We start from the raw sequence: 12,758 nt of genomic DNA, 5'->3' as shown, positions 1-12,758 counted from the left end.
GCCTACAGGAAGTGGGCGGCATCTCAAGGAAGAGATAATGAGTATGTATGAAGTAGGCACCGTAACTGGTGCTGCAAATCAGGCGAAAGTGACCGGTGTAACGACTAAGTGGTCGCAGACCGCTCTTGGCGTTCAACAGGGTTCCATTCTTGTCGTGTATCGGAACGGGAGCGCGGACTTGTACGCGATTAAATCCGTCGACAGTGACACGCAGCTGACCCTTACCCGAGACATCACGACAGCGTTCTCTGGGGCGTCCTATGGCATTATCACATCAGAGACAGCCAGCACCTCCGCATTTGCAAACCAACTCGCCAGCGCCTTTTCTCTGTGGCGGAGTGTTGTTGAAGGATGGTCGACCGCGCTGACGTCGACAGGCAACATTACAATGACTGATCCTATTACCGGAACGTCAGTTACTGTTCCTGCTATTAAGGGAATGGCGAAGCTTGCCGGAGGTAATAATTACACCGGCACACAAAGTCTCGACAGTGACGACTCCGGTTTTATCCTCGGAAAAAATGGCGACATAGGTCTTATCAAGAAAAGCGGAACCTATGGGAAGGTTATGGTGGGAAAATCATCTCGATTCTCAGTCGTTCGAAGTGATCAAGACCGGATATCGGCAACTGATGGGCAGACTGAAATTTTTGGCGTTGAAGCTAACGGTGACGTCAAAGTCGCGAATTCACTTTATGCTAAAGGTATTATACAAAGTGATTATCAGGTTAGATCGCAAAGTATCGAGCTTTCCTATACAACACCGTATATCGACTTCCATTATGGGAATAGCACGGCAGACTATACTCACCGAATTATTGCGGATGACCCGGTCGCATTAGGGTTCGAGTGCAGTCTTCGAGTTTCCAAAAATATTCGCGCGCAGGAGGGTATCAAAGCCGATAAGTATGTACGCGCTGCGAGTAGGGCTGGTTTAATTGCGCAATATGACAGTGACCCCGGCGGAAATATCGGTGATATTCGAGTTGCCCCAATCTTGTGTAGCCAATTCGCAACTGTAGGCTCTGATGGAAACGGGAACGCTGGCGCGAATTTTTGGTTTGAGGAACACATAGGTTATAACCACCGTTTAGTAACTCAGGTCAAGGGATATGGTGCGGCGGTTCAGTATTGGCATCATCGCAGCGATGGGATGATTTGGAATAGTCAACGTGGGGATGTGGCATGGGCAGCAACTTCAGATAAAAATTTCAAGCGTGATATTAAACCCACTGATGGTTTACAGTCATTGCAGAATATCAACGCTATGGATCTGGTTACATTTATCTATAACGACGATGAACGCCAGCGTCTGCGTCGAGGTGTTATTGCTCAACAAATTCAGAAAATTGACCCATGTTATGTGAAGGTTAGCAAAGGAGTAATAAACCATCCTGCCATCTTGGATGAAAGTGGTAATGAGATTGAGCCAGAACGTATAGAGACAATTGAAAAACTTGTACTAGACACTAACCCCTTGATGATGGACGCTATTGGCGCTATCCAGGTGCTGTCACGTGAGATGGAAGAAATCAGACGAGAGAATACAGAGCTTCGCAATTTACTTACGCTTAAATAGTTAGTAAGCATTTACTTACCTTAATCTAAGGAATATGGTATAACCGGGTGAATTTTGGTTTGACAGTCATGGAGGGCTAACAATGTCAAACGAAACACCCGGTGTGAGCCACAAGGAGGTGGAGCGCATCGCTCAAATTGTCGCGAGAGAGGTCTTGCAAGGTCTCCGCGACGAGGTTGGGGAAGAAGTTGATAAGCGACTGAAAGCGTACCTGGGAGATATGACCGCGACCCAGCACAGTATTCAGCACGCCAATCTGGACAAGTTACTAAACCGAATGGACGCCATCTCAAGTGGGTTCTTCGGCGGTGTCGTGTCCAAAGTTACTTCTTTCCTGATCACCGCCTTGCTGCTGGGACTGGCAGCGTATGGCGTAAAAAGCGGCATTGGAAACTAAGGGGAAAAGGATGACTCCAAGAGGAATACGCAACAACAACCCAGGCAATCTGGATAACACGAATCCGTGGCAAGGTCTGGTGACAAACCCGACAGAGCCTCGTTTTGCCACCTTTAAAGATCCGACGTGGGGTGTGCGTGCGCTGGCCGTTACGCTCATTACCTATCACGACAAGCGCAAAGCAAAAGACGGCTCACGAATCGACACGATCCGCGAAGTCATCGAACGCTGGGCGCCGCCGAGTGAAAACGACACCGAGGCGTATGTTCAGACTGTCGCCAAAGCGGTAGGCGTTTCTCCTGATATGGAAATCGATCTGCATCAGTACGAGATTATGCGACCGACCGTTGAGGCAATCATTCGCCATGAGAACGGCAAAGGCCCGCTGCGAACTGATAACACCTGGTACAACATCGACGTCATTGACGAAGGGTTGCGCCGGGCTGGTGTCGTTAAGCCCGTGAAGACCACCGCATCCATTCCGGTCACTAAGGAAACGGCCGGCGCAACCGTCACGGCAGGTATCGGTCTGGCGCAACTGGCCGACGTTGCTCCGCAGATCAGTGCGGCAATGGATAAGGCTCAGGGCAATATTTCGAGCGGGGATACTGTTCGCATTGTCTTTGGGATCGCGACAATCGCCGTAGCGGTATTCATCGCCATAGCCCAGGTGCGGAAGTATCAGCGAGGTGTTGCGCAATGATTGAAGGCTTAATTGCCCGTATCAAAGCGTTCGTAATGACGGCTTCGGCCGTCATTGCGGTACTTTTTGGGGCGTATATTTTGGGTGGCCGCGCAGCTCGTCGATCGGCGGAGATTAAAAATCAACGTGAAGAGAATAAGCGGCTAAGCACGACTATTGAGGTAAAAAATGAAACGACTGATAAGATCAGGCGCATGGGTGATGGCGCTGTGGACGATGAGCTTTCTGCTAACTGGATGCGTGATTAAGCAACATCAAAGCCTTTCATTCTGTGAGACGGCCAGTCCGATATACATTTCCCGAGACGATGTACTGACTCAGGAGACCAAAAGACAGATTCTGGCGCATGACGTCGTCGGTGAGCGTGTTTGTGGATGGGGGAGAAGCAATCACACCAGTTAAAGAGAAAACGCCCCAAAATCGCTTAGGGGCGTTTTTAACATAGACCAGTATACGTCCAGTTAGTTGAATGGTTTTTGTTGTCACTATACCTTGTTTGTTTTAGGCTATAAGAAACATAAGAAAACATCTTGTTTTCAAAATAAACAAACTACAAGGCATAATCATGGAAACCAAACTCATCATCGTCGGCGGGACGAAGGGTGGGCCGGGTAAGTCTACGGTCGCCCAGCAGGTAGCAGCAGGTCTGCAACTGAAGAGAGGTAAAAAGGTTCACATTACCGACATCGACATCCAGCAGACGACAACCTCATGGTGCGAAGAGCGCCGCAATAATAAAAATCTCGATCTCATCGCCTTTTCTTACATTGAGAATGACATTGTAAAGCACCTTCAGTCTTTGAATGGCCGGTATGAGTACATCGTTGTTGATGCTGGCGGCTTCGACTCAGAAATTCAGCGTGAGGCCATGCTTATTGCCGACATCGTTCTGCTACCGCTCAGACCAAAGCGGCGCGATCTGAAGTCACTGCGAGATCTGGACACTGTGCTCGAAAGCGTAAAATCATCAAACCCGGAAGTTCAAATTCGTGCCGTCTTGAATCAGTGCCCGTCACTGCCGTCTCAGGTGTCTCGTATCCTTTCGTCCAAAGATATTATCGAGTCTTTCGGCATTAAATGTGTTCCAACCAATATCTACACTCGTAACGTGTATGACGATGCAGAAGAGGCTGGACGGTCTATCTTCGAAATGAAAGGAAAAGACCGCGATAAAAAGGCGGAGTCGGAGATTGAAGAGTTGGTTGATTATTTGATGAGTCTGGAGGCGCAGTAAAATGAAAATGGGTGATCTGGCTAAAAAGCCACAAGCCGCGGAAGAAGTTTCGCAATCCACGGAGTCAGAAGTAAAACAACCGATGCGCTCCCCGACTCGACCACAGGGAAGACCTACTCGTGGGAAGTCCAGTATCAAGAGCCGGACGATGAGCATCGAGGATGAGTTCATCAGCCTTATCTCTGTCATGGAGAACGTTGACCGCTGGAATCGCTTCACGCGTTCAGACGTTATTCGTGCCGCCATCATGAATCTGGCCAGCGAATCGCCTGAGCGTATTGCGGAAACCATTGCCGTGCTTCGCGAGACTCCAGCGTCTGAAGCAGAAATGCGCGGCGAACAAATCCGCCGTGAGCTGGAGCAGAAGCAGTAGATCGGCGATCCCCCCTTTATCTTTTAAAGACTTTAAAAAGCTATTAAATAATATAGGAGCCAGGCACTGTTTTGGTTCCTAAAACTCCCAGAATACTGAAAGAATCAGGCGCTTCCAGCGCCTTATTCTTTGTGTCTGGGGTGTTATTTAAAAGCCTTGCTCTGGTAGTTATTATATATCTCTTCTTTGTTTTTAAAACATAAAGGGGTATGACGGAAGCCAGAATCACCGCCTTGGGCCTCAAGCAAACAACCTGTCTTTTCCGCTTTCAAAACCCCACGCCAGCGTTTATCATCTCCCCAAAAAGTAAGTAAGAGCTTATTTAGGTATGGACAGATTATTAAACACACCAGACGGCGAAAAGTACGCGTTCATGCAGGAGATGACGACCTCAGACATGGACAGATGGGTATCCGAAAACATTGGTCTCTCTCGCTGCTCAGGTGAGACGGAGTTGTTTGCGACAAAGTGGTTCGATTACCGCAATATGCATCCGCTGGTGGCCACCTGTCTTTTCTCTGAAATCTATAAGATCGAGTACGCACGCATCATGCTGACTCACGGTCGCGACGACTTCCAGCGTGCTCCGTATCGTACCGGACTAAAGCGCGTCGCCTATCAGGATCACGGAATGGGGGTAAAAACCTCGCTGTGGCGTGCTCGCCAGTTTGCGGACAAGTATTGCTGTTCGTATGAGTATTACATCTCAACGATACTGAGCATCGCGGCGCAGCGCCTGTGGGCTAATCTCCCTCGCCCCCAGCATCTTTGGCAAGACGATCTTGTTGAGATATTTGAGCAGAAGCTTTCCCGCCGCTCTCAGATCCGCATCGATGACAGCATCTTCAGCTACCACAACATGCCGCAGTTGGTGGCCCCGGAAATGCAGAAAGATTACTGCATGTGGGTCATTAAGCACATTGACGCGATGAAGCCTTCGTTGCGTGTCAATGGTGTCCTGTCAGCCGTCTATCTCCGTCGTCTTATCCCGGAAGCTGTGGCAGCAAAGCGGTATCCAAAGCTTATTCAGGATGCTCAAGGCTTGTATTTGAGCGCCTGCGAAGATTGAACATAATTAAGAAAACAAGTTGTTTAAAACAATAAGGAAAGCACATGACCACTACCTCTTCAGCGCTTGAGACGCCTGTTCACACAGGACGACCGCTATCGGAAGAATTTGACGCTGGGTTTGAAGATCGCCTGACTGCGTACTACTGCCGAGACAGAGAGTTTCTGATCAGAGCCGGCGATCTGGTTCTCCCTGAGCAATTCTCCAACAAGGCAAATGGATACCTGGTCAGCATTGTGGCCGGCTATTTCCGCTCGTACAAAAGCTCCCCGTCGAAAGAGTTCATCATCGACATGATTAAGGAGGCGAAGAAGCGCGGAAAGATTCGAGAAGAGTTCGTGCCTGAAGTCGTTAATGCGATGAAGCGTATTTTGACCGAGAAGCTGGAAGACACCGGCTACATGATTGACCGCGTCGTGACTTTTGCGCGTTCGGTTGCTTTTGATGATGCGTTCATCAAGGCGGCGGAGCTGAAGGAGAAAGGCGAGTTTGAGCGTGCGATGCAGGTCATGCAGAAGGTGGACATGGTCGGCGCATCCGATATGGATGACGTGTACAGCTTCTATGAACGTTCCGGCGAACGACATGAGCGTCGCGAATACGAGGCGTCCGATGACTTCGTGCCTAACAGCGTAACAACAGGCATTCCGTTACTGGACAAAATGCTTCACCAAAAAGGCTGGGGGCGTAAAGAACTGGTTCTGTTCATGGGCTTCGCAAAATCGGGCAAATCGACGGCCATGGGTGAGTTCGGCATCAATGCCACGCTGAAAGGCTACAACGTCCTGTATGTCTCACTGGAGGTACATAAAGACATCCTGTCAGATCGCTGGGACGCCCGTATCTCCGAAACAGAAATGTCAAAACTTATTGAGCGCCGCGATGATATTGCGGAAAAGCTTCGCTCTGTGGGTGCTGATGGGAAAATCGGAAGCATGTGGATTGTTGAGCGTCGCGCCAATACATTTTCACCTGCAGACCTTGACCGCTTACTCAGCAACATGAAAGTGAATGGCATGATACCTGACATGGTCATTGTCGACTATGCGGATCTGATGCGTGCCACCACGCCAACCAAAGACCCGCGCAATGATGTGAAGGATATCTACACCGACTTACGTGCTGTCATGGATAAGCACGATGTGGCGGGTATGACAGCGTCCCAGACCAACCGTGAAGGTGGTTCCTCTGAAGTTGCGACGATGATGCACGCCGCGGACAACATCGAGAAGGTGCGTATCTGTGACCTGATTATCTCAATCAACAAGACCGAAGAGGAAGAAGCTAAAGGCGAGGCGCGTCTGTATTTTGCTGGTTCTCGTAACCAGAAAGGCGGGGTAAGTCTGCGAGTGCTTCAGGATCTGGAACAGATGCGATTTATTAAGCGAATCATTGACGTTATGTAGGAAAAATGAAGGCGCTCCAAAGCGGAACGCCTTAATTTCAATACAGAAATTCAAGCTTTCTTTTGCTAATAAAACCACAAAAGAAAACACATGTACTGCCATATTAATCTATGGCCGGCTAAATGCAAGGTTTATCAAATGTCAGAATTAAAAGAACTAATGGAAGAATTCGACTTTGAGCAGTGGCTTGATACAGAGGGGATCTCGTATCGTCGTGGCTCAAGGACTTCAAAGGGGCGTGAAGTCAACATCCGTGAATGTCCGTGCTGCAAAAGTAGTAAGTGGAAGGTTTACTTCAACCTGACTACTGGCCTTGGCAAGTGTTTCGCCGGTGATCACCCGGAGGAGGTGCAGTTTAACAAGCTGAACTTCATCAAATACCATACCGGCGAATCATGGCGCGGATTGCAGCGTTACATCCGCAACGAACTGATGCAGCAAGGCTGGCGCCCAAAAGAAGAAGAGATTGAGCTAAAGTCGGATGTTGAGCTGACGTCTGAAGTTATCCTGCCTCCACATTATCAGCTGCCAATTGAAGGCCAACTTCCAACGTATCTTGTTGATCGTGACATCTCCCCGGAGCTGGCGACCTACTTTGATCTGCGGTACTGCGTCGAGGGTACGCACGTTTATCTCGATGAGCGAAATGGACGACCGCACGTCCAGTCTTTCGATATGCGCATCTTGATCCCCATTTACGATTTGGACGGCAAAATGCGGACGTTTCAGGGGCGCGACGTTACTGGTGAGTCAGATCGTCGTTATCTCTTTCCAATATCACTGCCGGCATCTGGCAAGTTCCTCTACAACGGACACAATGCCATCGGGAAGCGCACTGTAATCGTTTCTGAGGGCGCTTTTGACGTTATGGGCATAAAGCGTGCTCTTTTTGCTGAGGAATCGCTGAGAGAGTATGTGGAGCCGATAGGAACGTTCGGTATGCACTTGTCCGGCACGCTGGATGGTGAAACCGAGGATCAGCTTGGCGCATTCTTGAGATTGAAGCAAAAGGGATTAGAGACGGTCGTCATGATGTGGGACTCCGAAAAACAGGCAATACACAACACGTTTGGTGCAGCCAAGCGATTAGCCGGCATCGGGTTACGTGTGAAAATCGCGTGTCTCGGAGAGGAAGGCTTAGACCCAGGCGATGCGACAATCGAGCAGGTTCTGAAAGCCTACTATCGAGCGAAGCCATACACCAAGATGCTCGAAATGATGGCGAAACTACACGGTATTAAAGCACTTCTCTGACCGTAAAAAAGATAAGCACTTACTTATCATTTTGTATAAGATTCATAAAAAAAGGAGAGCACATGTATATCAAGAGCATCGACGAAGCCGTCAGAAAAGCCATTAGCGAAGCGGCGCACATCTTTAAAGATGGAGATGTAGAACGGATAGTTAAAGAGGCTTGTGAAAAGGCGAATCAACGCATCAGCATTAAGATGCCTGTCACCATATCCACCCCTAACGAGCCTTGGATTTACATTTCGTCAACTTTAACGGCTGATCGGAACTTCGAGCTGTTCGTCATCGTCAACCTTACTGACGTCGCCGAGGACTATCTGAAGGCGAAGGTGTTCCAAGGTATTTTTTATGCAGGAAGCCCGCGGCCGGCGATGTCACTCTACGAGAAGTCGATAATGATAAAAGCCGAGGATTATGAATCATACGTCGGCCCTGCAGCGGTAAAAAACTTCGCTAACTATATGCTGGAAAGCGGCGTCCTGCAGGCTCCAGAGTTTGATCGCGTCCTGCGCTCACTTAGGGCTACGATGACGACAGAAGTTGTTTCAATGCCGGACATCCCTAAAGTTGTAGATGATGTATCAATGACCGGGGCAATGGCTTTGTCTGCCGTGCATTCGAGCGCATTCGAGACGCCAGGCTATTCTCGTGCCTTTTCACTTAAAGCACCTGGCGGCATCATTGACGCGATCCTAGACCAGAAGTCGTCTCTGGCAAAAAACCGTTTCAATGAAAGCATTGAAATGCAGCTCTTCAGCGAATACGACGGGGAAATGGATGAGATTGAGTCGGTTAAGGCCGTGTCGAAGTGCTTCGGCGGTCTTTTCGCAAGACCTGGTGAAATGATTACCCGTCTTGGTTATGACAAAGCTGCCATGCTCTCAGAAGGCAAAAGCTACGCTCTCGCTCACGTCCGTGAAGCGATAAAACATGCAGAAGTACACAGCCTCGTCGCGGAAAACCCTCTTTGGGGTTCTTGGTAACAATCCCCTCGTAAAAAATCTTTCAAGCCTGCGCCAGAGCATTAGACTGGCGCAATGATAAGTAAACATTTACTATAAGTATCTATGAAAACCAACTTTAGCAAATTTCCGTCAATTAGCGGCAGTAATAGCTATTCGATGCTGTGCGAGGAACTTCTAATCAACGGATCGCCGACGCGCTCTTCCTATACGGTGTGTCAGCACACCGTACTGGCATTTAAAGAGAATCGACTCCCGCCTGGTTCATTCGATTCGTGCGCGACAGCCATTCGTGCCGGCAAGTGTCGTGCGGTCAAGATGATGTTGGAAGAAGTTAAAACAGGCGAGCGGATTTACTTCATCGATGGCCTCGAAGAGATGCGTAAGCTGAGAGAGGAAATTGAGAGTCGTGCAGCTAAAAGCGCAACGCGCAACAAGCGTGCTGCGACGTTTGGCTCAAGAGTGACGCCAAAGCCGGAAATCAAAAAACCAACCGTTCTCGTCGACATTTACGCCGAAGCGGTAAACGCAGAAGTTAATAAAACAGAGGAAAACACATGAGTCAGTTCGAGCCACAAGTAGGCCAAGTATGCCAGATGATCTACACTACCGCGGACGTTCCGCAATGGATTAATTGCTTGCCAAAGGCAGCATCGTCTCATGGTATTGCCGTGAGCATTGACATTGTCAACGAAGGTGAAAGAACACTCTGGTTCGACAGCTTCCAGATTAACCGCAACATCGTTTTCCGCCCGATCGTTCCTGAATGTAAGCTGTGGGCCGCTAAGGACTCTGACGACGTCTACGAGATGGTGTGCCTTAGCAACGTGCTTACCGCCAAGCCCGGTTTCCCTTTGACTGTCATTTTCAAAAACAAAGACAATGAGATTTTCTCCATGGACGCCGTCGATTTTCTTGATGCCTACGAACCAAAACCGAGTGATCTACCGATGGTAGAGCAAAGGGAACAGTGCGACATCCTCGATTCTCAGGATGAGCCTGTCGTTGTTGCGGGAGAGCTTCAATAATGGAAAAGTTGATTGCTCTGCGTGGAAAACTAGACGCCATTAAAGCTATGGGAACCAATGCCAAGAAAGTAGCCCTGGCTGAGCTGGACGCATTCGAACAAAGCATGGTGTCACTGATGCTTAACCCATTCATCCGATTCGGGGTGAAGAAATACAGCGTCGCGGAGCCTGCGCTTGAGAATAAAATCTCTGATGAAGACGCTATCGATATTCTCAACTCCTTGGCCAGCCGTAAGCTCACTGGTAACAGCGCTATTGCGATGGTGGAGCAGGCTATTTCAGACATGACAGAGGAAGGGCAAGACGTGTTCCGCCGCTTCCTGATTAAAGATCCGAAGGCCGGCATCGGTATTAGCCTGTGCAATAAAATCTTCGACAACCCGATTCCGGTGTTCGAGGTTCAGCTGGCGACGTCGTACAAAGAAAAAGGCGACAAGTACCCGTTCAAGGAAAACCCGAAAGCCAAGTTCCCGATGATTGCCAGCCTCAAGCTGGACGGGATGCGCGTCATTGCCGAAGTCATCGTTGACGAGGCAGAGGTTAACTTCCTGTCTCGTACCGGCAACCCGGTAACGTCTCTCGACCATCTGAAGCCAGCGGTATTAGATTTGGCGCGTATGACGCCGCATAAGCACATCTTCTTTGATGGCGAAGCGACGGCCGGTTCGTTCAACGATTCCATCTCAGCACTGCGTAAAAAAGGCGTATCAGCTATTGGCGCCGTATTCCACGTCTTCGATTACTTCTTGCCGGAATGGAAAGCCATTGCCAAAACCAAGGAGTACAAGAAAGAAGGCCGCAAGTTAAAAGACCGCCATATCGACTTGTGCAGCTGGACAAACTGGAAGAGCCGCCCGGACAGTCAGTACAAAGGCGACGTGCGTTTGCATGACTTCCAGTTAGTACATAGCCATAAAGAGTTTATCGACTTGTTCATGGCGGCTCTGGACGCCAACGAAGAAGGCTATATGGCGAAAGATCCGTTCTCCGTTTACGAGTTTAAGCGCACCAAGAGCTGGTGGAAGATGAAGGACGAGATCGAAGCTGACGGTGAGATTATCGGCTTCAAGCCAGGTAAAGAGGATTCGGCATTCGCCCACACTCTCGGCTCGGTAACTATTCGCCTGGAGAACGGTGTTGAGGTCGAGGCATCGGGCATTAAGCACATGTACCTGGATGAGATCTGGAACAACCAGGACAAGTACATCGGGCGCATCGTGAAGGTCAATGCCCACGAAGAGACGCCAGACGGCAGTTTGCGTCACCCTCGTCTGAAATGGCCGTCCTGTCTGCGTGACACTGAAGACCGCATAGGGGATAAGGAATGATAAGTGACCTTATTGGCTTTGGTCTGTCGACCTTTTTGCTGGGCTTTGTTTTGGGTGGAATGTTTTTTGTGTCGATAAAGAAGGACAGTATCAAGGCTGGGGTTATGGAGTTCAGAGGTCGAATCTACCGAATCGTCGATGTGACCTCTGAGGCAAAGGGATTAGCTGTGGGAGGTGTAGATGATCCAGTTAAGTAAGTTGGAAAAAAGCACGCTTCGAGAAATAAGCCAGTGGGAGAGATTCTACGAACACTGGCGCCCGAAGACTCGTGCAAAACTGGAGCGGATGGGATTCGTTGAAAATATCTCCCCTGAAGGGAAGCAAAAGAATTTTCAGCTGACGACCAGAGGCAGGGTTGTTCTGGCTGAACTTGTCAACGCAGGAGCTTTTAGTTGATCCCATATCTTTTGATGGGAGCTATCGCCGGGTTTCTACTCGGCGTAGTTGTTACCCACGATTTGATTAAGCAGGAAATTAAAACTGGCGTCATTTGCTTTGGGCGGCGCGTATATCGAGTGGTTCACTCAACTGACATAAGGAATGTTAAATGACAGACTATATTTTGCTCGCATTTATTCTAGTTTGTGTTTTTTACACCGTGACGAGAGCTGTATCTCGGATCGTCGATATGGTGACGGTTAAGTTTTTCGTTAATGACGACATGATGGAAAACGTCGTATCGAGGTTGATTAGCTTAACATCTCTCCGCTGGGATGGGATTCGAGACGATAGAAGTTACACAGTAACAACAAAGGGTTACATCGTAACCGTCAAAAAAAATAAAAACAAAGATAAATAAGTGTTTACTTATTTATAAGTTTTCACTAAGATTAACTCGTTTTCGACGTTAAGCGGCTTTGCGGTTTTTTAGAAACTGACCAACAAAGTAAATGCAAACGATGATGTAGTTCTGATGGCGGCTTAACAGCCTATAAGTCAGTGAGGTCTTCCGATTCCTCATTAAAAAATTCGGCGCACTGATCCGGTGTGATTACTAATGGATAGCAGAGACTTGCTGGTGAATAGGCGATACTGACCCACGTACCCTTAACCACGCGATAGAGTCAGACGGCGAGTCTCTGCGAACATGGGTGATGGCCTTTTAGTTTGTCGATTAGCTGTGCATAGCGTCGGCGAGCGAAGTCTGGTGACTTAAAGGTTTATTCCGATGCCTGATGTGTGAAATGCAAATAGCATATTTGAGGCTGAGGATTGCGGGTTCGATTCCCGCGTCACTCTCCCACGTTTCAGCTGTTTGGGTGGTTAGGAGCATTTTCAATAACCATATCCCGGTTTCAGTCCGCAACTGACCGCCCAAACAGCTGCGTCGTGTGTGATTACTTAATGTCTCATTTCATCTTGGGTTAATTTGAAATTGCGACGCAGCGCCTTTCTCAAAGCGTGCAGAAGGTTTTGAGAAAGTGCGTG

General features: G+C 48.8%; 15 protein-coding genes. All 15 read left to right on the top strand.

Annotated features, from left to right (window positions below; genetic code table 11):
• Nucleotides 1-37 precede the first annotated feature (37 nt).
• The 15 genes from HMPREF9538_RS15565 to HMPREF9538_RS15625 all read left to right on the top strand — a co-directional run bounded on the left by HMPREF9538_RS15565 (nt 38) and on the right by HMPREF9538_RS15625 (nt 11,726).
• Nucleotides 38-1,579, top strand: coding sequence for a tail fiber domain-containing protein (locus HMPREF9538_RS15565; protein ID WP_009484920.1), 1,542 nt, complete (start codon nt 38-40; stop codon nt 1,577-1,579).
• Nucleotides 1,580-1,661: 82 nt separating this feature from the next.
• The gene (locus HMPREF9538_RS15570) at nt 1,662-1,976 is read left to right on the top strand and encodes a hypothetical protein (RefSeq protein WP_009484919.1); all 315 of its coding nucleotides are present in this window, start codon (nt 1,662-1,664) and stop codon (nt 1,974-1,976) included.
• A gap of 10 nt (nt 1,977-1,986) precedes the next feature.
• Nucleotides 1,987-2,679 carry a membrane protein gene (locus HMPREF9538_RS15575; protein ID WP_009484918.1) on the top strand — a complete coding sequence of 231 codons (693 nt, stop codon included), beginning with the start codon at nt 1,987-1,989 and terminating at the stop codon, nt 2,677-2,679.
• Nucleotides 2,676-2,927, top strand: a complete 252-nt coding sequence (locus HMPREF9538_RS15580) for a hypothetical protein (protein ID WP_009484917.1) — start codon at nt 2,676-2,678, stop codon at nt 2,925-2,927. The genes HMPREF9538_RS15575 and HMPREF9538_RS15580 overlap by 4 nt, the downstream gene beginning before the upstream one ends.
• A gap of 317 nt (nt 2,928-3,244) precedes the next feature.
• Nucleotides 3,245-3,913: an AAA family ATPase gene (locus tag HMPREF9538_RS15585; protein ID WP_009484916.1), complete on the top strand. Its 669-nt coding sequence runs from the start codon at nt 3,245-3,247 to the stop codon at nt 3,911-3,913.
• A 1-nt stretch (nt 3,914) separates the two neighbouring features.
• On the top strand, nt 3,915-4,286 hold the full coding sequence (locus HMPREF9538_RS15590) for a hypothetical protein (RefSeq protein WP_009484915.1): 372 nt from the start codon (nt 3,915-3,917) through the stop codon (nt 4,284-4,286).
• 328 nt (nt 4,287-4,614) lie between these two features.
• Nucleotides 4,615-5,355 (top strand): hypothetical protein, encoded by a 741-nt coding sequence (locus HMPREF9538_RS15595; protein WP_009484914.1) that lies wholly within the window; start codon nt 4,615-4,617, stop codon nt 5,353-5,355.
• A 44-nt stretch (nt 5,356-5,399) separates the two neighbouring features.
• Nucleotides 5,400-6,761, top strand: a complete 1,362-nt coding sequence (locus tag HMPREF9538_RS15600; protein WP_009484913.1) for a DnaB-like helicase C-terminal domain-containing protein — start codon at nt 5,400-5,402, stop codon at nt 6,759-6,761.
• A gap of 138 nt (nt 6,762-6,899) precedes the next feature.
• A complete protein-coding gene (locus HMPREF9538_RS15605) occupies nt 6,900-8,015 on the top strand; it encodes a hypothetical protein (protein ID WP_009484912.1) in 1,116 nt (371 codons plus the stop codon).
• Between the two features lie 62 nt (nt 8,016-8,077).
• The gene (locus HMPREF9538_RS15610) at nt 8,078-8,995 is read left to right on the top strand and encodes a hypothetical protein (RefSeq protein ID WP_009484911.1); all 918 of its coding nucleotides are present in this window, start codon (nt 8,078-8,080) and stop codon (nt 8,993-8,995) included.
• An 84-nt stretch (nt 8,996-9,079) separates the two neighbouring features.
• Complete coding sequence (locus HMPREF9538_RS32590) at nt 9,080-9,535, top strand: hypothetical protein (RefSeq protein WP_032457076.1); 456 nt, start codon at nt 9,080-9,082, stop codon at nt 9,533-9,535.
• Nucleotides 9,532-10,002: a hypothetical protein gene (locus tag HMPREF9538_RS15615; RefSeq protein ID WP_009484909.1), complete on the top strand. Its 471-nt coding sequence runs from the start codon at nt 9,532-9,534 to the stop codon at nt 10,000-10,002. The genes HMPREF9538_RS32590 and HMPREF9538_RS15615 overlap by 4 nt, the downstream gene beginning before the upstream one ends.
• Complete coding sequence (locus HMPREF9538_RS15620; protein ID WP_009484908.1) at nt 10,002-11,330, top strand: DNA ligase; 1,329 nt, start codon at nt 10,002-10,004, stop codon at nt 11,328-11,330. The genes HMPREF9538_RS15615 and HMPREF9538_RS15620 overlap by 1 nt, the downstream gene beginning before the upstream one ends.
• The gene (locus HMPREF9538_RS28785; RefSeq protein WP_009484907.1) at nt 11,327-11,527 is read left to right on the top strand and encodes a hypothetical protein; all 201 of its coding nucleotides are present in this window, start codon (nt 11,327-11,329) and stop codon (nt 11,525-11,527) included. The genes HMPREF9538_RS15620 and HMPREF9538_RS28785 overlap by 4 nt, the downstream gene beginning before the upstream one ends.
• Entirely contained in the window at nt 11,511-11,726 is a 216-nt protein-coding gene (locus HMPREF9538_RS15625) for a hypothetical protein (RefSeq protein WP_009484906.1), read from the top strand. Before HMPREF9538_RS28785 ends, HMPREF9538_RS15625 begins: the two co-directional genes overlap by 17 nt.
• Nucleotides 11,727-12,758 lie beyond the last annotated feature (1,032 nt).

Origin of the sequence: Klebsiella sp. MS 92-3 (genome assembly GCF_000195655.1) — a bacterium.
GTDB lineage: Bacteria > Pseudomonadota > Gammaproteobacteria > Enterobacterales > Enterobacteriaceae > Klebsiella > Klebsiella pneumoniae.
The sequence above is the reverse complement of the archived record's forward strand: the minus strand, read 5'-3'. Positions and strand labels throughout refer to the sequence as shown.

Bases quoted from the DNA above. Each gene is read 5' to 3' on its own strand.
- HMPREF9538_RS15565 (WP_009484920.1), top strand. From the start codon at position 38: ATGAGTATGTATGAAGTAGGCACCGTAACTGGTGCTGCAAATCAGGCG.
- HMPREF9538_RS15570 (WP_009484919.1), top strand. From the start codon at position 1,662: ATGTCAAACGAAACACCCGGTGTGAGCCACAAGGAGGTGGAGCGCATC.
- HMPREF9538_RS15575 (WP_009484918.1), top strand. From the start codon at position 1,987: ATGACTCCAAGAGGAATACGCAACAACAACCCAGGCAATCTGGATAAC.
- HMPREF9538_RS15580 (WP_009484917.1), top strand. From the start codon at position 2,676: ATGATTGAAGGCTTAATTGCCCGTATCAAAGCGTTCGTAATGACGGCT.
- HMPREF9538_RS15585 (WP_009484916.1), top strand. From the start codon at position 3,245: ATGGAAACCAAACTCATCATCGTCGGCGGGACGAAGGGTGGGCCGGGT.
- HMPREF9538_RS15590 (WP_009484915.1), top strand. From the start codon at position 3,915: ATGAAAATGGGTGATCTGGCTAAAAAGCCACAAGCCGCGGAAGAAGTT.
- HMPREF9538_RS15595 (WP_009484914.1), top strand. From the start codon at position 4,615: ATGGACAGATTATTAAACACACCAGACGGCGAAAAGTACGCGTTCATG.
- HMPREF9538_RS15600 (WP_009484913.1), top strand. From the start codon at position 5,400: ATGACCACTACCTCTTCAGCGCTTGAGACGCCTGTTCACACAGGACGA.
- HMPREF9538_RS15605 (WP_009484912.1), top strand. From the start codon at position 6,900: ATGTCAGAATTAAAAGAACTAATGGAAGAATTCGACTTTGAGCAGTGG.
- HMPREF9538_RS15610 (WP_009484911.1), top strand. From the start codon at position 8,078: ATGTATATCAAGAGCATCGACGAAGCCGTCAGAAAAGCCATTAGCGAA.
- HMPREF9538_RS32590 (WP_032457076.1), top strand. From the start codon at position 9,080: ATGAAAACCAACTTTAGCAAATTTCCGTCAATTAGCGGCAGTAATAGC.
- HMPREF9538_RS15615 (WP_009484909.1), top strand. From the start codon at position 9,532: ATGAGTCAGTTCGAGCCACAAGTAGGCCAAGTATGCCAGATGATCTAC.
- HMPREF9538_RS15620 (WP_009484908.1), top strand. From the start codon at position 10,002: ATGGAAAAGTTGATTGCTCTGCGTGGAAAACTAGACGCCATTAAAGCT.
- HMPREF9538_RS28785 (WP_009484907.1), top strand. From the start codon at position 11,327: ATGATAAGTGACCTTATTGGCTTTGGTCTGTCGACCTTTTTGCTGGGC.
- HMPREF9538_RS15625 (WP_009484906.1), top strand. From the start codon at position 11,511: ATGATCCAGTTAAGTAAGTTGGAAAAAAGCACGCTTCGAGAAATAAGC.